Annotated in this window: 16 protein-coding genes; 6 read left to right on the forward strand and 10 right to left on the reverse strand. The window is 60.5% G+C overall.

Annotation, left to right across the window (positions count from 1 at the left end; all coding sequences use genetic code 11):
- Positions 1–7 precede the first annotated feature (7 nt).
- Together LOY31_RS27030 and LOY31_RS27035 are read right to left on the reverse strand one after the other, a co-directional pair.
- Complete coding sequence (locus tag LOY31_RS27030) at positions 8–499, reverse strand: M48 family metallopeptidase (RefSeq protein ID WP_007959720.1); 492 nt, start codon at positions 497–499, stop codon at positions 8–10.
- A 41-nt stretch (positions 500–540) separates the two neighbouring features.
- Positions 541–2,664, reverse strand: coding sequence for a bifunctional diguanylate cyclase/phosphodiesterase (locus LOY31_RS27035; protein WP_085608895.1), 2,124 nt, complete (start codon positions 2,662–2,664; stop codon positions 541–543).
- 351 nt (positions 2,665–3,015) lie between these two features.
- Here LOY31_RS27035 and LOY31_RS27040 point away from each other — a divergent pair, with 351 nt between their 5' ends.
- Positions 3,016–3,684 (forward strand): polysaccharide lyase family 7 protein, encoded by a 669-nt coding sequence (locus tag LOY31_RS27040; RefSeq protein WP_007959711.1) that lies wholly within the window; start codon positions 3,016–3,018, stop codon positions 3,682–3,684.
- Between the two features lie 364 nt (positions 3,685–4,048).
- Positions 4,049–4,408, forward strand: a complete 360-nt coding sequence (locus LOY31_RS27045) for a DUF6124 family protein (RefSeq protein ID WP_085608894.1) — start codon at positions 4,049–4,051, stop codon at positions 4,406–4,408.
- Positions 4,409–4,615: 207 nt separating this feature from the next.
- On the opposite strand, the gene LOY31_RS27050 is transcribed toward LOY31_RS27045, so the two are convergent.
- The 7 genes from LOY31_RS27050 to tkt all read right to left on the reverse strand — a co-directional run bounded on the left by LOY31_RS27050 (position 4,616) and on the right by tkt (position 11,263).
- Entirely contained in the window at positions 4,616–4,867 is a 252-nt protein-coding gene (locus LOY31_RS27050) for a helix-turn-helix transcriptional regulator (RefSeq protein WP_085608893.1), read from the reverse strand.
- A gap of 158 nt (positions 4,868–5,025) precedes the next feature.
- The gene (gene fba / locus LOY31_RS27055) at positions 5,026–6,090 is read right to left on the reverse strand and encodes a class II fructose-bisphosphate aldolase (protein WP_007959708.1); all 1,065 of its coding nucleotides are present in this window, start codon (positions 6,088–6,090) and stop codon (positions 5,026–5,028) included.
- A 125-nt stretch (positions 6,091–6,215) separates the two neighbouring features.
- Entirely contained in the window at positions 6,216–6,548 is a 333-nt protein-coding gene (locus LOY31_RS27060; RefSeq protein ID WP_011336325.1) for an MliC family protein, read from the reverse strand.
- A 56-nt stretch (positions 6,549–6,604) separates the two neighbouring features.
- On the reverse strand, positions 6,605–6,826 hold the full coding sequence (locus LOY31_RS27065) for a hypothetical protein (protein ID WP_258712481.1): 222 nt from the start codon (positions 6,824–6,826) through the stop codon (positions 6,605–6,607).
- A 34-nt stretch (positions 6,827–6,860) separates the two neighbouring features.
- Complete coding sequence (locus LOY31_RS27070) at positions 6,861–8,024, reverse strand: phosphoglycerate kinase (RefSeq protein ID WP_007959705.1); 1,164 nt, start codon at positions 8,022–8,024, stop codon at positions 6,861–6,863.
- 12 nt (positions 8,025–8,036) lie between these two features.
- A complete protein-coding gene (gene epd / locus LOY31_RS27075) occupies positions 8,037–9,089 on the reverse strand; it encodes an erythrose-4-phosphate dehydrogenase (protein ID WP_007959703.1) in 1,053 nt (350 codons plus the stop codon).
- A gap of 176 nt (positions 9,090–9,265) precedes the next feature.
- Positions 9,266–11,263 (reverse strand): transketolase, encoded by a 1,998-nt coding sequence (gene tkt, locus LOY31_RS27080; protein ID WP_221535732.1) that lies wholly within the window; start codon positions 11,261–11,263, stop codon positions 9,266–9,268.
- Positions 11,264–11,534: 271 nt separating this feature from the next.
- Between tkt and LOY31_RS27085 the strand changes: the two genes are divergently transcribed.
- The 4 genes from LOY31_RS27085 (at position 11,535) to LOY31_RS27100 (ending at position 16,113) form a co-directional block, all read left to right on the forward strand.
- Positions 11,535–12,530 (forward strand): metalloregulator ArsR/SmtB family transcription factor, encoded by a 996-nt coding sequence (locus LOY31_RS27085; RefSeq protein WP_258712482.1) that lies wholly within the window; start codon positions 11,535–11,537, stop codon positions 12,528–12,530.
- A gap of 18 nt (positions 12,531–12,548) precedes the next feature.
- On the forward strand, positions 12,549–13,739 hold the full coding sequence (gene metK / locus LOY31_RS27090; RefSeq protein WP_011336330.1) for a methionine adenosyltransferase: 1,191 nt from the start codon (positions 12,549–12,551) through the stop codon (positions 13,737–13,739).
- Between the two features lie 203 nt (positions 13,740–13,942).
- Positions 13,943–15,619: an NAD-dependent DNA ligase LigB gene (gene ligB / locus LOY31_RS27095; protein ID WP_258712483.1), complete on the forward strand. Its 1,677-nt coding sequence runs from the start codon at positions 13,943–13,945 to the stop codon at positions 15,617–15,619.
- A gap of 98 nt (positions 15,620–15,717) precedes the next feature.
- Entirely contained in the window at positions 15,718–16,113 is a 396-nt protein-coding gene (locus LOY31_RS27100) for a DUF1090 domain-containing protein (protein ID WP_007959697.1), read from the forward strand.
- A 42-nt stretch (positions 16,114–16,155) separates the two neighbouring features.
- Here the strand turns inward: LOY31_RS27100 and LOY31_RS27105 are convergent, their stop codons facing one another.
- Complete coding sequence (locus LOY31_RS27105; RefSeq protein WP_007959696.1) at positions 16,156–16,605, reverse strand: cytochrome c; 450 nt, start codon at positions 16,603–16,605, stop codon at positions 16,156–16,158.
- Positions 16,606–16,724 lie beyond the last annotated feature (119 nt).

Consider the following 16,724-nt stretch of genomic DNA (forward strand, 5'->3'; position numbering starts at 1 on the left):
TGATGTCTTATTGCATGTCCCGCCACGTCAGGTACACCCGCAGGTCGAACTCGACCTGGTGGTAGCCCGGCAGCATGTGCTCACATAACTTATAGAACGCCTTGTTGTGATCCGACTCCTTGAAGTGCGCCAGCTCGTGGACGACGATCATCTTCAGAAACTCCGGCGCGGCGTCCTTGAACAGCGAGGCGATGCGGATTTCTTTCTTGGCCTTGAGCTTGCCGCCCTGCACCCGCGAGACCGTGGTGTGCAAGCCGAGGGCGCGATGGGTCAGGTCGAGGCGGTTGTCGAACAGAACCTTGTCGATGGCCGGGGCGTTGCGCAGGTATTCCTGCTTCAGGTCCAGCGCGTAGCCGTACAACGCCTTGTCGCTCTGCACATCGTGGCGGCCCGGATAGCGTTGGCTCAGGTAATCACCGAGGCGGTTGTCGGCGATCAATTGGCGCACCTGATCCTGCAGATTCGCGGGATAGGCCTGGAGGTATTTCAACGCAGTCATGGGGCGGCACGGGTCATGAAAAGGCCGCCAGTGTAGCGAATTCAACCGGCCAACGCGCTCCAGTCGAACGGCTCGGTAAAGCGTGCGGTGTCCTCGGCGACCAACGGCCGCGCCACCAGGAACCCTTGCACGTACTCGCAACCATGGGCTTGCAGCCACTGGTATTGCTCGACGGTTTCCACGCCTTCGGCAATCACCAGCAAGCCGTATTCCTTGCACAGGTCGATGACCGTGCGCACCAGCGAAGCGTCGCGAGACGAGTCCGGCAATCGGGCAATGAGGTGCCGATCGAGTTTGAGAGTGTCCAGCTCCAGATCACGCAGATGCGCCAGCGAGCAGGACCCGGAACCGAAATCATCCAGCGCCACCCGCACCCCGAGATTGCGTAGCAGCTTCAGCTGTTTGCGGGTCTCGTCCGGATTGATCGTCAGCGCCTCCTCGGTCACTTCCACTTCCATCTGGTGTGGCTGCAAACCATGGCGCTCCAGCACCTGGCGCAATTCAGTGACCAGATTTGGCAGGCCGAACTGGGTGTTGCTCAGGCTCACGCCGATGACCAGATCTTTGGAAAACTCGGACTCCCAGGCCTTACGCTGCCCGGCGCTGCGGTGATAAATCCAGCTGCCGAGCCGGCTGATCAACGTCGCCTCTTCCAGTAACGGCAGGAACAACCCCGGCGGCACGTCGCCGACGCTCGGGTGCTGCCAGCGCAGCAATGCCTCGAAACCGCGAATCCGGCCGTCACCAATCGCCACCTGCGGCTGATACACCAGATTGAAATCGCGGTTCTCGATGGCGTTGCGCACGCTCTCTTCCAGCATCAGCCGAGAGCGCGCACGGCCGTTCATTTCGTGATCGTAAAAGCGATATTGCTGACGCCCGGCACGCTTGGCTTCGTACATGGCAATGTCCGAGGCGCGCATCAACCCGTCGAGGTTGTTGCCGCAATCCGGGTAGGTGGCGATGCCGATACTCGCACCCAGAGCGATATCGAGGCCTTCGATCTGCTGACAGATCGACACCCGCTCGATGAGCTTCTCGGCGATCTTCGCCGCTTGTTCGGGGAATTCCAGATCCAGCAGCGCGGTGAACTCATCGCCGCCCATCCGCGCCAGAATATCGAATGGCCGCAGGCAGGCTTTCAGTTGTTCGGAGACCCAGCGCAACACCCGGTCCCCTGCATCATGGCCGAGGGAATCGTTGACCCTCTTGAAGCCGTCGAGATCGAGGTACATCAGCACCCAACTGCTGTCCGTGCGCTCGCCGCGCAACAGCAGGTTTTCCACAGTCTGGTAAAAACCCCGGCGATTGAGCAGCCCGGTCAGCGGGTCGGTGACCGCCTGAAATTCCAGCTGTTGATGCAGATGGCGCACCACCGACATGTCCAGCACCGTCACCACCATCGCGTGCTGTTCACTCGGCAGCGGCGCGCAGGACAAGGCCACCGGCACTTGCTGCCCCGGCGCGGTACGCAGCAGCGCGTCGTGCAAGCGCAACGTCTCGCCGCGTTTGTAACTGGCATAAAACTCGGAGTCGGCCCACAGCGGAATGTGCGGTTTCTGCAGGAAATCGAGAAACTCCTGCCCTTCCAGTTCTTTCACCGGCGCATTCAGCAGCCGGGAAATCGCCGGGTTGGCGAAGCGAATCAAACCATCCTCACCCAACACCAGAATGCCTTCGGCGGCGTTATCCAGCACCGACGCATTGAAGGCTCGCGCCGATTCCAGATCCTGACTCAAACGCTGCAAGGCCCGGCGATTGCGCTGGTGCTCCAGCAACGCCTGGACTTTCGGTTTGAGAATCTGCGGATCGAACGGTTTGAACAGGTAATCCACCGCGCCGCTGGCGTAGCCCTTGATCACGGCGTCCTGGGACTGCTCGTTGGCGGTGAGGAAAATGATCGGGGTCAGGCGCGTGCGCTGACTGCCGCGCATCAGCCGCGCGACTTCGAAACCGTCCATGCCCGGCATCTGCACATCCAGCAGCACCAGATCGACGTCGTGTTCGAGCAGCAGGCTAAGGGCTTCGAAACCGGAAGCCGCGGTCATCACCTGCCAGTCCTGGCGCTGCAGCAACGCGCGCATGCTGATCAGATTTTCAGGGTAATCATCAACGATCAAAAGGACTGAGCTGCCTTCACCTGGCTGGGGTTGCGCGCATTCCATGCTGCTTCTCTTGTCGGGACATCTCGTGTCGGGGCATCTCGGATCAGCGTTCCGCGCGGTTTCTCGTGAAAACCGTACAGTCACTGAGCCTTCACTCTAGTCCGGGATCTGTAAAAGCAATAGCTGTCATCCAGCCATCATTTAACCAAACCGATAGGCAGCCGACTAACGGTCACCGCTGAAGCCCCCGAAAACCGGGAAAGATGGCATTTCGACAGGATGTTGACGCCAATCATCCGCCAGACGGCCGTTAACAAAAAATCCCTCTACGCTTATAAAGGCCGCCCCCAAGAACCGCGGGCTAGAGCTTCTGGCACGCGCGTGCAACAGCAACAGAGTGGAAGAACCGACATGATCGACCTCGCAACCTGGAACCTCAGCGTTCCCGTTGGCAGCCCGCCCTACACCGTCGAAACCTCCAAACTGGTGAACGGCTTCAAGGATCAGTACTTCCATTCCGACACCGGCACCCTGTTCTTCTGGTCCCCGGTGACCGGCTCGAAAACCGAAAACGCGATCTACCCGCGCACCGAATTGCGCGAAACCTACAGCAACGGAACATTGCGCAACTGGTATTACCCGGACGCCGACAACCTGCTGCGCGCGACCCTCTCGGTCAACAAGGTGCCCAGCTCCGGCAAGATCGTCATCGGCCAGATCCACGCCTATGAAAGCCAGAAGCCGATGCTCAAGCTTGAGTACCAGTACAAAGACAAAACCGAGACCGGCAACCTGGTGATCAAACTGCGCACCCATCCGGATCAGGACGAAAGCCGCGTCATCACCCTTGCCACCGGGATCAAACTCAATCGCGAGTTCAACTACCTCATTCACCTGAGCCCCGGCGGTGCGCTGGGCGTGAGTGCGGCCGGGTATCAATGGGATTCGCAGATCAGCGCGACATGGCGCAACAAGCCGCTGTATTTCAAGGCAGGCGTGTATGTGCAGGACAACACCGGGTACACCAGTGAGGGGGGGCAGGTGACGTTCAGCAAGCTGGACATCGATCACGATAAATAGCGGTGGCTCGCACGTTTAAGGCCGCTGTTTAAAGGCAGTGCGCGTAACGTCCCGAAGCCTACAACGGCTTGCGTCGCTGCCTACCGGTACGCCAGAATCCGCCGGCTTGTGCGCCTGGAGGGCCATCGGTAACTTGATTTCGGTCACTGATTCACAGTGATCGGGTTTAGTAGCCCGAGGGTTCGCGAGGCGTATTTGCACTCCAGAAAGTGAGATATCTCGGTATCTGCGCTTGATGGTAGCTGTACGCAGGGCGCTTTCGGGCGCGCCGGTTCGCGTCTCCCCGGTCTACTAACCTGCGTTCAGCTGCCACCCCATCGTTTAGTAGCGATCCGGTGTCGGCTCCACTTCCCGGAGACGAAACATGATTCAATCGACACCTCATCCGCCGGTCACAGACCCGGCCTCCCCCTACGATTCCATCGACCCCAAAAAACTCAACGAAGCCGCCGAACGCGCCCTCGACCACTACCTCTGCCCCGGCTCCCGCATCATGGCCACGGTCAACGAACCCGACCGCATGTACTTCGCCAATCCCGCCTACAACACCGAATCCCTGCTGGCCAACGCCAGCGAAACCCTCGGCTCCGCCAGCGAAATGCTCAACAACTTCGCCGCCACCCTCGCCCCCGCCGACCGCAAAACCGCGATAGGCATTGCGCAACTGGTGATGCTTGGAGAACTGGCGGTGAATCAGGCACTGGATCACGTCGAGCCGAAATAATCCGTTCTATCTAAAAAACCCGCTTCACGGCGGGTTTCTCGAAGTGAAATGTTGTGTTTGCACAACATGAATCTTCAAATGTTGCGGTAGCGGAACATGGACTACGTCCTATTGATCAGCCGTCTAGGTACTCAACTACGTTGGATAATTCTTACCCCACGCAAAAATCACCTCCCGTAAAAATCCGTAGACGGACTCCGTTGCAGCTTACTCATCGTGTTCAACCAGTTCCGCCAAGGATTTGATATCTATCCGGTTATCCACGATATCAAGCGTCATTCCCAGCGCTGTCAAAACCCTGAACACGGTGTATAGGGCCACATTCCCTCCCGCTTCAAGGTCAATAATGGTCTTACGGCTGCACGCCGCTCTCTGCGCCAACAGCGCCTGGGTATAACCCTTCGCACGCCTGTACTGACGGATTCGTTCACCAAACAGCGGCGGGTTGTACAAGATCATCAATGTCACCTATATCGGACTTCAGTAAGCCGTTCCGGCTTTTTGTCCGTTATAGGTGACATCTCACGCAACGTATATATGAGCTAGACATAAAAAACCCAGGCAAAAAGAAACCCGCCTCACGGCGGGTTTCTTTCAAATCAGCTAAACCCCCAGTCTCAATTGACCTTGGCGTTCAACTCACCCTTCAGATAACGCTGATACATGCTTTCCAGCGAGATCGGCTTGATCTTCGAAGCGTTGCCGGCAGTACCGAAAGCCTCGTAACGAGCGATACATACATCGCGCATCGCCTTCACGGTTTCGCCGAAGAATTTACGTGGGTCGAATTCGCTCGGGTTGGTGGCCATCAGGCGACGCATGGCGCCGGTGGATGCCAGACGCAGGTCGGTGTCGATGTTGACCTTGCGCACGCCGTGCTTGATGCCTTCGACGATTTCTTCAACCGGTACGCCGTAGGTTTCTTTGATGTCGCCGCCGTACTGGTTGATGATCGCCAGCCACTCTTGTGGAACCGACGAGGAACCGTGCATCACCAGGTGGGTGTTCGGGATGCGTTTGTGGATTTCCTTGATGCGGTCGATCGCCAGCACGTCACCGGTAGGTGGCTTGGTGAACTTGTAGGCGCCGTGACTGGTGCCGATGGCGATGGCCAGGGCATCAACCTGAGTCTTCTTGACGAAGTCAGCGGCTTCTTCCGGGTCGGTCAGCATCTGGCTGTGGTCCAGAACGCCTTCGGCGCCGATGCCGTCTTCTTCACCGGCCATGCCGGTTTCCAGCGAACCCAGGCAGCCCAGCTCGCCTTCTACCGAAACGCCGCAGGCGTGAGCCATGGCGACGGTTTGTTGGGTTACGCGGACGTTGTATTCGTAGTCGGTCGGGGTCTTGCCGTCTTCGCCGAGGGAGCCGTCCATCATGACCGAGCTGAAGCCCAGCTGGATGGAACGCTGGCAGACGTCAGGGCTGGTGCCGTGGTCCTGGTGCATGCACACCGGGATGTGCGGGAATTCTTCGATTGCCGCCAGGATCAGGTGACGCAGGAACGGGGCGCCGGCGTATTTGCGGGCACCGGCCGAAGCCTGAACGATCACCGGGGAGTCAGTCTTGTCAGCGGCTTCCATGATGGCGCGCATCTGCTCAAGGTTGTTGACGTTGAAGGCTGGAACGCCGTAGCCGAACTCGGCTGCGTGGTCCAGCATCTGGCGCATGCTGATAAGTGCCATTGTGTGTGTCTCTCCCGGTTTGGGTCGTTAATCGTGCCAGCCTGCCGGAGCGGCGGCGGCTATTCAAGTGATTGCAGATCGGGGGTTGAGGCCCGGCCTGGTGATTCGATAAAGCAAATTCTGTTTTATTCGGCTTTGCAGCCCCGACCGATCAAATCATTGGTGGCGACCCAGTAGACCAGGCCTTCCTCACCTTTGATGTGAAACGCCAGCATGTCATCGCTGTACAGCGCGCCCGAGGCGCCCGGCTCTTCTTTCAGGCGATAGACCTGATCACCGCCGCCCAGACGCACATCGACTTCCTTGCGGGCGGCATCAGTGAAGCGCCACAGCACCTTGGCCTGGCTGTCGCAGGTCCAGGTGGTCCAGTTATCCACAGGGGCGGACGACTGGAACGGGTTCCACTGCGCGCAACCACCCAACAATCCCAGTGCCGCAACGGCGATCAAGCCTTTCATCCGTGTTCCTCGACCGGCAGCGCACGCCGCCGGACTTGAGTAAAGAGTCAGACCGGTCAAGGACAACCATGTTCCTTGGCCGGGGTTTGCGTCTCGTATTTGTCCAGACCGTCCGGGCCCGAGCGCTTGTTCAGCACCGGGTTGGTTTCGGCCTGCCAGTCGGCCTGGTAGCAGCCTTTCTGTGCGTCGCCGGGTGCCGGCTCCGGCGCAGCCTTCGGGTTACTCCCGCAGGCCGCCAATGTACCGGTCAGCAACAACAGCGCTAACGACTTGACCATCTGAACACTCCTTTGCCTGGCCAATCGGGCGGCCTCAGGCCTTGGCCCGGCTTTCCAGGACTTCAACGGCCGGCAGCACCTTGCCTTCGACGAATTCGAGGAACGCGCCACCGCCGGTGGAAATGTAGGAGATCTTTTCTGCCACGCCATATTTATCGATGGCCGCCAGGGTGTCGCCACCGCCGGCAATCGAGAACGCCGCGCTGTCCGCGATGGCCTGGGCCAGCACTTTGGTGCCGTTGCCAAACTGGTCGAATTCGAACACGCCGACCGGGCCGTTCCACAGGATGGTTTTCGACGACTTCAGCAGTTCGGCGAAGTTGGCCGCGGTTTGCGGGCCGATGTCGAGGATCATGTCGTCAGCAGCAACGTCAGCGATCAGTTTCACGGTCGCTTCGGCGCTTTCAGCGAATTCCTTGGCAACTACCACGTCGACCGGCAGCGGCACGCTGACCTTGGCGGCGATGGCGCGAGCGGTGTCCAGCAGGTCCGGCTCGTACAGCGACTTGCCGACCGGGTGACCGGCCGCAGCCAGGAAGGTGTTGGCGATGCCGCCGCCGACGATCAGTTGATCGCAGATCTGGCTCAGGCTGTTCAGCACGTCGAGTTTGGTCGAGACCTTGGAACCGGCAACGATGGCCGCCATCGGCTTGGCCGGGGCGCCCAGGGCTTTGCCCAGTGCGTCCAGCTCAGCAGCCAGCAGCGGGCCGGCAGCGGCGATTTTGGCGAACTTGGCGACGCCGTGGGTCGAACCTTCTGCGCGGTGAGCGGTGCCGAAAGCGTCCATCACGAACACGTCGCACAGGGCGGCGTATTGCTGGGCCAGTTCGTCGGCGTTCTTTTTCTCGCCCTTGTTGAAGCGCACGTTTTCGAACAGCACGATGTCGCCGGCCTTGACGTCAACGCCGCCCAGGTAATCAGCCACCAGCGGCACTTCGCGGCCCAGGGCCTTGCTCAGGTAGTCAGCGACAGGCTTGAGGCTGTTCTCGGCGGAGAACTCACCTTCGGTCGGACGACCCAGGTGCGAGCAGACCATCACGGCCGCGCCTTTTTCCAGGGCCAGCTTGATGGTCGGCAGCGAAGCCAGGATACGCGCATCGCTGGTGACAACACCGTCCTTGACTGGGACGTTGAGGTCTTCGCGGATCAATACGCGCTTACCTTGCAGATCGAGGTCGGACATCTTCAACACGGTCATGGGTCGCACTTCCTACGGTTTTTTTGAAGTCGCTGTTTGCAGATAGTGTTCTGCAACATCCAGCATTCGGTTGGCAAAACCCCATTCGTTGTCGAACCAGGCCAGGATGTTCACCAGCCGTGGGCCGGAAACGCGGGTCTGACTGGCATCGACGATGGCCGAATGTGGGTCATGGTTGAAATCACAACTGGCGTGAGGCAATTCGGTGTAGGCCAACAGACCTTTGAGCGGGCCGCTGGTGGCGGCGTCGCGCAGGATCCGGTTGACCTCGCCGGCGTCGGTGTCGCTCGCGGTCTGCATCGTGATGTCGAGGCAGGACACGTTGACCGTCGGCACGCGTACGGCTTTGGCCTGAATTCGCCCGGCAAGTTCCGGCAGCAGGCGCTCGATACCACGCGCCAGACCGGTGGACACCGGGATCACCGACTGGAACGCCGAACGGGTGCGGCGCAGGTCTTCGTGGTGATAGGCGTCGATCACCGGCTGATCGTTCATCGCCGAGTGAATAGTGGTGATCGATACGTAATCCAGGCCGACCGCCTGATCCAGCAGACGCAACAGCGGCACACCGCAATTGGTGGTGCAGGAGGCGTTGGACACCAGCAGTTCGTCGCCAGTCAGGCAATCCTGATTGACGCCGTAGACGATGGTGGCGTCGACATCCGCCTCGCTGGCCATCGGCTGCGAGAACAGCACACGCGGCGCGCCGGCGTCGAGGAAACGCTGGCCGTCTGCGCGGGTGTGGTAGGCGCCGGAGCATTCGAGCACCAGATCGACGCCCAGCGACGCCCAATCGATGCCTTCGGGGGTGGCACTGCGCAGGACCTTCACGCAGTCGCCATTAATATGCAGACAATCGCCATCGACCTTCACTTCGCCGGGGAACCGGCCGTGAGTGGAGTCGAAGCGTGTCAGGTATTCGATGCTGGCCATGTCGGCCAGATCGTTGATCGCGACAATTTCAAACCCTGCCGCCGAGCCTCGCTCGAACAACGCACGCAAGACGCAACGACCAATCCGGCCGTAGCCGTTGAGTGCAACTTTGTAGGGACGCGGTTGAGGCATGGGGTTCTCGATTACCGTGGTGAATCAGGCAGTGCGATGTTGCCCGAACCACCGCTTTCGCGGGCAAGCCCGCTCCCACAGTGTTCTAGGCTGGTCACACATTTTGTGTACACCAAAGAACCTGTGGGAGCGGGCTTGCCCGCGAAGGCGTCAGTTCAGGCGACACCTTTTCTGGATCAGTCTTCCAGCAGCTCTTCAGCCTGACCCAGGATGTTTTCCAGGGTGAAGCCGAACTCTTCGAAAAGTGCCGAAGCCGGAGCCGATTCGCCGTAGGTGGTCATGCCGATCACGCGACCTTCCAGACCCACGTACTTGAACCAGAAGTCGGCGTGAGCCGCTTCGATCGCGATACGCGCGCCAACCTGCAACGGCAGGACCGATTGCTTGTAGCTGGCGTCCTGAGCGTCGAACGCGCTGGTGCATGGCATGGAAACCACGCGCACCTTGCGGCCCTGCTCGGTCAGTTTGTCGTAGGCCTGAACGGCCAGACCGACTTCCGAACCGGTAGCGATCAGGATCAGCTCAGGCTCGCCTGCGCAGTCTTTCAGCACGTAACCACCACGACGGATGTCGGCGATCTGGCCGGCATCACGGGTTTGGTGCTGCAGGTTCTGACGCGAGAAGATCAGCGCCGACGGGCCGTCCTTGCGCTCCAGAGCGTTTTTCCAGGCCACGGCCGATTCAACGGCATCGGCTGGACGCCAGGTGTCGAGGTTCGGCGTGCTGCGCAGGCTGGTCAGTTGCTCGATCGGCTGGTGCGTCGGGCCGTCTTCGCCCAGACCGATGGAGTCGTGGGTGTAGACGTGGATCACGCGCTGCTTCATCAGAGCGGACATGCGCACTGCGTTGCGGGCGTATTCCATGAACATCAGGAAGGTCGCGCCGTAAGGCACCAGACCGCCGTGCAGGGCAACGCCGTTCATGATCGCGGTCATGCCGAATTCGCGCACGCCGTAGTACATGTAATTGCCGCTGGCGTCTTCGGCGCTGACGCCTTTGCAGCCTTTCCACAGGGTCAGGTTGGAACCGGCCAGGTCAGCCGAACCGCCCAGCACTTCCGGCAGCAGCGGGCCGAACGCGTTCAGGGCGTTCTGACTGGCTTTACGGCTGGCGATGGTTTCGCCTTTGGCCGCGACTTCAGCGATGTAGGCATCGGCCTTCTCGGAGAAGTCGGCCGGCAGCTCGCCACTCAGGCGACGGATCAGTTCATTGGCTTCGGTCGGGAACGCGGCGGAGTAGGCAGCGAAACGCTGATCCCACTCGGCTTCGGCGGCGCGGCCTTTTTCCTTGGCATCCCACTCGGCATAGATGTCGGCCGGGATTTCGAACGGGCCGTGGTTCCAGTTCAGCGCCTGACGGGTCAGGGCGATTTCCGCGTCACCCAGCGGGGCGCCGTGGCAATCTTCCTTGCCTTGCTTGTTCGGCGAACCGAAACCGATGGTGGTCTTGCAGCAGATCAGGGTCGGCAGCGGGCTCTTGCGAGCGGTCTCGATGGCGGTCTTGATCTCTTCCGGGTCGTGACCGTCGACGTTGCGGATCACTTGCCAGTTGTACGATTCGAAACGCTTCGGCGTGTCATCGGTGAACCAGCCTTCGACTTCGCCGTCGATGGAAATGCCGTTGTCATCGTAGAAAGCGATCAGCTTGCCCAGGCCCAGAGTGCCGGCCAGGGAAGCGACTTCGTGGGAAATGCCTTCCATCATGCAGCCATCACCCAGGAACACGTAGGTGTGGTGGTCGACGATGTTGTGGCCAGGACGGTTGAACTGCGCGCCCAGGACTTTTTCAGCCAAGGCGAAGCCCACAGCGTTGGCCAGACCCTGACCCAGCGGGCCGGTGGTGGTTTCAACGCCCGGGGTGTAACCGAATTCCGGGTGGCCCGGGGTACGGCTGTGCAGTTGACGGAATTGCTTCAGGTCGTCGATCGACAGGTCGTAGCCGGTCAGGTGCAGCAGCGAGTAGATCAACATCGAGCCGTGGCCGTTGGACAGCACGAAGCGGTCACGGTCGGCGAACGATGGATTGCTCGGGTTGTGCTTGAGGTAGTCGCGCCAAAGCACTTCGGCGATATCTGCCATACCCATAGGGGCACCGGGATGGCCGCTGTTGGCTTTTTGCACGGCATCCATGCTGAGGGCACGAATGGCGTTGGCACGCTCACGACGGCTAGGCATCGCTGATCTCCTGGGTGTGAATAGATTGAAACGGAAAAAAGGAGGGCATTTTCCCTCACCCGAGCGCCTCGGGGCAATGACAGATAGTCATCCGGAGGCGTTTTTCCCATGGATAACATCGGTTTCGGTTGGTGAAACCTTTCCGCTGTTCGTTTGTAGAGTTAACCGGGCGGTGAGAAGTGCAATCGAATGCGCCATCCATCGAGCAATATCAAAACTTTTTGATATAGACCTTGCGATGCTTTCAGGCCGTCACTAGACTGCCAGCCCTATGAACTTACGTGTGCCTTCCATTCGCCATGACGATTGCGACGAGCTGGCGGCCCTGTGCAAGGCCGGCGGCGATCCGCTGCGGCTGAATGTATTGCGCGCCCTGGCCAACGACTCGTTCGGCGTACTGGAACTGGCGCAGATTTTCGATATCGGCCAGTCCGGCATGAGCCATCACCTTAAGGTGCTGGCGCAGGCGGATCTGGTGGCGACTCGCCGTGAAGGCAATGCGGTGTTCTATCGCCGCGCCCTGCCCCACACCGAGTTGCTGGGCGGCAAGTTGCACGCGGCGTTGTTAGAAGAAGTCGACAATCTGGCGCTGCCAGCTGACGTGGAAACCCGGATCGCACAGGTCCACGGGCAACGCGCGGCCAACAGCCAGGACTTTTTCGCCCGGGTCGCGGAGAAATTCCGCGCCCAGCAGGATTTGATTGCCGGCCTGCCGCAGTACCGTGAAAGCGTGCTGGCCCTGCTCGACAAACTGAATTTCAATGGCGCTGCCACGGCCATTGAAGTCGGCCCCGGCGATGGTGCATTCCTGCCGGAACTGGCGCGTCGCTTCGGCACCGTAACCGCACTGGACAACAGCGCGGCGATGCTCGAACTGGCCCGTCAGGTATGTGAACGTGAACAGCTGGCTAACGTCAGCCTGCAATTGGCCGATGCATTGAATGGCACAAGCCTTCAGGCCGATTGCGTGGTGTTGAACATGGTGTTGCACCATTTCGCCGCGCCGGCCGAAGCGCTCAAGCACATGGCCAGCCTGCTGCAACCGGGCGGTAGCCTGCTCGTGACAGAGTTATGTAGCCACAACCAGAGTTGGGCCAGGGAGGCCTGCGGTGATCTGTGGTTGGGGTTTGAACAGGACGATCTGGCCCGTTGGGCCACCGCTGCGGGACTCGTTCCCGGGGAAAGCCTCTATGTAGGCTTACGTAATGGTTTCCAGATCCAGGTCCGCCATTTTCAGCGACCGGCTGGCGACACTCACCATCGGTAAATTCAGGAAAACATCGAGATGAGCGAATACTCCCTCTTCACCTCCGAGTCCGTGTCTGAAGGACATCCGGACAAAATCGCCGACCAGATTTCCGATGCAGTGCTGGACGCCATCATCGCCCAGGACAAGCACGCACGCGTTGCGGTGGAAACCCTGGTCAAGACTGGCGTGGCCATCGTTGCCGGTGAAGTGACCACCAGCGCCTGGGTCGACCTGGAGCAGATCGTTCGTGACGTGATTTGCGACATCGGCTACACCAGCTCCGACGTCGGCTTCGACGGCGCGACCTGCGGCGTGATGAACATCATCGGCAAGCAGTCCCCTGACATCAACCAGGGCGTTGACCGTGCCAAGCCTGAAGATCAGGGCGCCGGCGACCAGGGCCTGATGTTCGGCTACGCCAGCAACGAAACCGACGTGCTGATGCCGGCACCGATCACCTTCTCGCACCAACTGGTGCAGCGTCAGGCCGAAGCCCGTAAATCGGGTCTGCTGCCTTGGCTGCGTCCGGACGCCAAGTCGCAAGTGACCTGCCGTTACGAAGGCGGCAAGGTTGTCGGTATCGACGCCGTGGTTCTGTCGACCCAGCACAACCCTGAAGTGTCGTACAACGACCTGCGCGAAGGCGTGATGGAGCTGATCGTCAAGCACGTACTGCCTGCCGAACTGCTGAGCAAGGACACCCAGTTCCACATCAACCCGACCGGCCAGTTCATCATTGGCGGCCCGGTAGGTGACTGCGGTCTGACCGGTCGCAAGATCATCGTCGACAGCTACGGCGGCATGGCCCGTCACGGCGGTGGCGCGTTCTCCGGTAAAGATCCATCCAAGGTTGACCGTTCGGCTGCCTACGCTGGCCGTTACGTTGCCAAGAACATCGTCGCTGCCGGCCTGGCCGAGCGTTGCGAGATCCAGGTTTCCTACGCGATCGGTGTGGCCCAGCCTACCTCGATCTCGCTGAACACCTTCGGCACCGGCAAGATCAGCGATGACAAGATCATCAAACTGGTCCGCGAAGTGTTCGACCTGCGTCCATACGCGATCACCACCATGCTGGACCTGCTGCACCCGATGTACCAGGAAACCGCAGCCTACGGCCACTTCGGCCGTGCTCCGCAGACCAAGACTGTTGGCGAAGACACTTTCTCCACCTTCACCTGGGAAAAAACCGACCGCGCCGACGCTCTGCGTTCCGCTGCCGGCCTGTAATTTTCCTGGCGGTACAAGCAGCCCCGCACGGTTCGCCGTGCGGGGCTTTTTCATTCGTATCTTGTGGGAGCGAGCTTGCTCGCGAAGAGGCCCGAATCAGCGACACCACATTCAGAATGGAAACAGCTCGCAAAACACCCACCTCTCTCAAGAACGGATCCTCGCCTAGCCTTCAAGTTTCTCCCTGAGCAAGGACGCTCACAATGCTTGCCACATTTCGCCTGATTCTGTTTTTCCTGCCGTTTTTCCACCTCAACACCTTCGCTGCCGACTGCCCCGACTGGGCCGCCGCCCGGGCATCAAGCGAAGTCGCCGCCCTGCAACAACAGATCGATCGCTGGGACGACGCCTATCATCGCGAAGGCCGCTCGGTGATCGCGGATGAGCTCTACGATCAGTCCCGCCTGCGCCTGAACCAATGGCGCCGGTGCTTCAAACTTCACTCACCGCCCGAGCCGTTGCGCACCGCATCCGGCCCGGTTGCGCACCCTGTCGCACACACCGGCCTGGATAAACTTCACGATGCGGCGGACATCGCCACCTGGTTACGCGACCGCCAAAGCGTCTGGGTACAACCCAAGATCGATGGCGTAGCGGTGACCCTGATCTATCGCGACGGTCGACTGCATCAGGCGATCAGTCGCGGGGATGGAGTTCGCGGGCAGGACTGGACGACTTCAGCAAAAAAGATCGGAGCCATTCCGCAACAGCTGACGCAACCGCAGGATCTGCTGGTGCAAGGCGAACTCTATTGGCGCTTGAGCGGACATAAACAAGCACTTGCCGGCAGCGCCAACGCCCGCGCCACCGTGGCCGGGCTGCTGGGGCGCAAGGATCTGGACGCGGAACACGCTGCCGGCATCGGGCTGTTTGTCTGGGACTGGCCGCAAGGGCCGAGCGAATTACCCGAGCGGATCGCCGCTCTGGCGCAATTCGGTTTTCCTACCACGGAGCCCTACACCCAGGCCGTCGCCAGCCTGAACGAAGCGCAACACTGGCGCGATCACTGGTATCGCTCGCCACTGCCATTCGCCACGGATGGGGTCGTCCTGCGTCAGAGCCTGCGGCCACCGGCGGAGCGCTGGCAGGCCCGTCCGCCCTACTGGGCTGTCGCCTGGAAGTACCCTTTCGCCCAGGCGCTGGCCGATGTGCGCAAGGTGAACTTCAAGATCGGCCGCACCGGGCGCATTACACCAGTGCTCGAACTGTCGCCGGTGATGCTCGATGACCGGCAGATCAAACGGGTCAGCGTCAGTTCACTCAGACGCTGGCAGGAACTGGACATTCGCCCCGGCGATCAGGTCGCAATCAGCCTGGCCGGGCTGACGATCCCGCGCCTCGACAGCGTGGTACTGCGCAGTACCGAACGCGCCGATTTGACCATTCCGCTCGCCAGCGACTTTCACGCCCTGAGCTGCTGGCAACCGACGCCGGGCTGCGAAAGCCAGTTCCTCGCGCGCCTGACCTGGCTCAGCGGCAAGCAGGGACTGGCCATGCCCCATGTCGGTCGCGGCACCTGGGAGAAACTTCTGGAAACAGGCCGCCTGAACAGCCTGCTGGATTGGTTGACCCTCGACGGGCTGGAGCTTGCTAACATTGCCGGTCTCGGCGAGCGCAGCAGTGCCCGCCTGCTGCACAGTTTTCACAGCGCCCGCCAACGGCCGTTCCTGCAGTGGCTCAAAGCCCTGGGATTGCCACCGACCGGTCAGGCAACACTCGCCGATTCATGGCAGGCGCTGGCACAACGCAATACCGAACAATGGCAGGCAGAAGCCGGAATCGGCCCGGGCCGCGCGGCGCAATTGAGCGCCTTTTTTCGCGACCCGCAGGTACTGGCCCTGAGTGAAACCCTGCAAGCCGCCGGCGTCGACGGCTTCTGAACACGCGATCCCCGGCCCGCCGGGAACCCAATGTCCGCCGGAGCGCTCCAACAGCGCAGTGCTTCACCGACCCGATTGTCTTTGCACATGGAGCTTTTATGAAATTTCTCGCACCGCTCGCCCTGCTGTCTTTCTGCGCAGTCCTCGCCGCCCCCGTGATGGCCGACGAAGACGCGCCGGGCCTGACCGGTTGTGCCGCCAAGAAGCAGGGCATCATCAACCAGATCGAACAGGCCAAGTCCCGCGGCAACGCCGACCAGCAGGCCGGCCTCGAAACCGCCCTGCGCGAAGTCACCGAACACTGCACCGACGCCGGCCTGAAGAAAGAACGCGAAAACAAGGTGCTCGACGCCAAGCACGAAGTGAGCAAGCGTCAGGCTGATCTGGACAAGGCCATGAAGAAAGGTGATCCGGAGAAGATCGACAAGCGCAAGAACAAGCTCGCCGAATCACGCAAGGAATTGCAGGACGCGCTGGACGAACTCGACAAGTAAGAAAGCCGGGGATCATAGCCAAAAGCCGTGATCCCTTGAACATCAGTGGTCGCGAAACTCTTTATGGCAGGCACTGCAGGCATCTTCGACTTTCTGCACCGCCGGCCCCAGGTTGCTGGCCTTGTAGGGTTGCACCTTGCTGGCGATCACCAGTTCACCGGTGGCCGCTTCAAGGGTGCGGGCCATTTCCTGGAAGCGCGCTTGTTTCTGCCAGACATCATCCTTGGCGCTGGTGTGATCTTCTTCGCGCACCTGCGGGAAATGTTTCCACGGCTCATGGGACAACGCATCGAGCTTGACCGCACCTTCCGCAAATTTCGGCCCGTCGAAGGCAATGCGTCCGCGCAGCATGCCGCCCAGGTCTTCGCCGGTCTTGAGCATCTGCTTGAAGATCGCCTTGCGCTGACCCAGCGGGGAATTCGGGTCGACACCGCCACAGGCGGACAAGGTCAGACAGGCCAGCAATACAACAGAAATTCTTTTAAGAGTCATGGTGGCTTCAGGTCACGGAAATCGGCGGCCAGTATCCTCGGGTCACCGCCAAACACCAATAGCCCTATTAACAATAAGGGTTGCTTGAGCGCATGGAGCACTTCTGCAACCGGCACAGG

Source organism: Pseudomonas sp. B21-021 (assembly GCF_024749205.1).
In the GTDB taxonomy this organism is placed as follows: Bacteria; Pseudomonadota; Gammaproteobacteria; order Pseudomonadales; family Pseudomonadaceae; genus Aquipseudomonas; species Aquipseudomonas paraglycinae.

Bases quoted from the DNA above. Each gene is read 5' to 3' on its own strand.
- epd (WP_007959703.1), bottom strand. From the start codon at position 9,089: ATGCCTCAACCGCGTCCCTACAAAGTTGCACTCAACGGCTACGGCCGG.
- LOY31_RS27050 (WP_085608893.1), bottom strand. From the start codon at position 4,867: ATGATCTTGTACAACCCGCCGCTGTTTGGTGAACGAATCCGTCAGTAC.
- LOY31_RS27085 (WP_258712482.1), top strand. From the start codon at position 11,535: ATGAACTTACGTGTGCCTTCCATTCGCCATGACGATTGCGACGAGCTG.
- LOY31_RS27065 (WP_258712481.1), bottom strand. From the start codon at position 6,826: ATGGTCAAGTCGTTAGCGCTGTTGTTGCTGACCGGTACATTGGCGGCC.
- LOY31_RS27070 (WP_007959705.1), bottom strand. From the start codon at position 8,024: ATGACCGTGTTGAAGATGTCCGACCTCGATCTGCAAGGTAAGCGCGTA.
- LOY31_RS27105 (WP_007959696.1), bottom strand. From the start codon at position 16,605: ATGACTCTTAAAAGAATTTCTGTTGTATTGCTGGCCTGTCTGACCTTG.
- fba (WP_007959708.1), bottom strand. From the start codon at position 6,090: ATGGCACTTATCAGCATGCGCCAGATGCTGGACCACGCAGCCGAGTTC.
- LOY31_RS27045 (WP_085608894.1), top strand. From the start codon at position 4,049: ATGATTCAATCGACACCTCATCCGCCGGTCACAGACCCGGCCTCCCCC.
- tkt (WP_221535732.1), bottom strand. From the start codon at position 11,263: ATGCCTAGCCGTCGTGAGCGTGCCAACGCCATTCGTGCCCTCAGCATG.
- LOY31_RS27060 (WP_011336325.1), bottom strand. From the start codon at position 6,548: ATGAAAGGCTTGATCGCCGTTGCGGCACTGGGATTGTTGGGTGGTTGC.
- LOY31_RS27100 (WP_007959697.1), top strand. From the start codon at position 15,718: ATGAAATTTCTCGCACCGCTCGCCCTGCTGTCTTTCTGCGCAGTCCTC.
- LOY31_RS27030 (WP_007959720.1), bottom strand. From the start codon at position 499: ATGACTGCGTTGAAATACCTCCAGGCCTATCCCGCGAATCTGCAGGAT.
- metK (WP_011336330.1), top strand. From the start codon at position 12,549: ATGAGCGAATACTCCCTCTTCACCTCCGAGTCCGTGTCTGAAGGACAT.
- LOY31_RS27040 (WP_007959711.1), top strand. From the start codon at position 3,016: ATGATCGACCTCGCAACCTGGAACCTCAGCGTTCCCGTTGGCAGCCCG.
- LOY31_RS27035 (WP_085608895.1), bottom strand. From the start codon at position 2,664: ATGGAATGCGCGCAACCCCAGCCAGGTGAAGGCAGCTCAGTCCTTTTG.
- ligB (WP_258712483.1), top strand. From the start codon at position 13,943: ATGCTTGCCACATTTCGCCTGATTCTGTTTTTCCTGCCGTTTTTCCAC.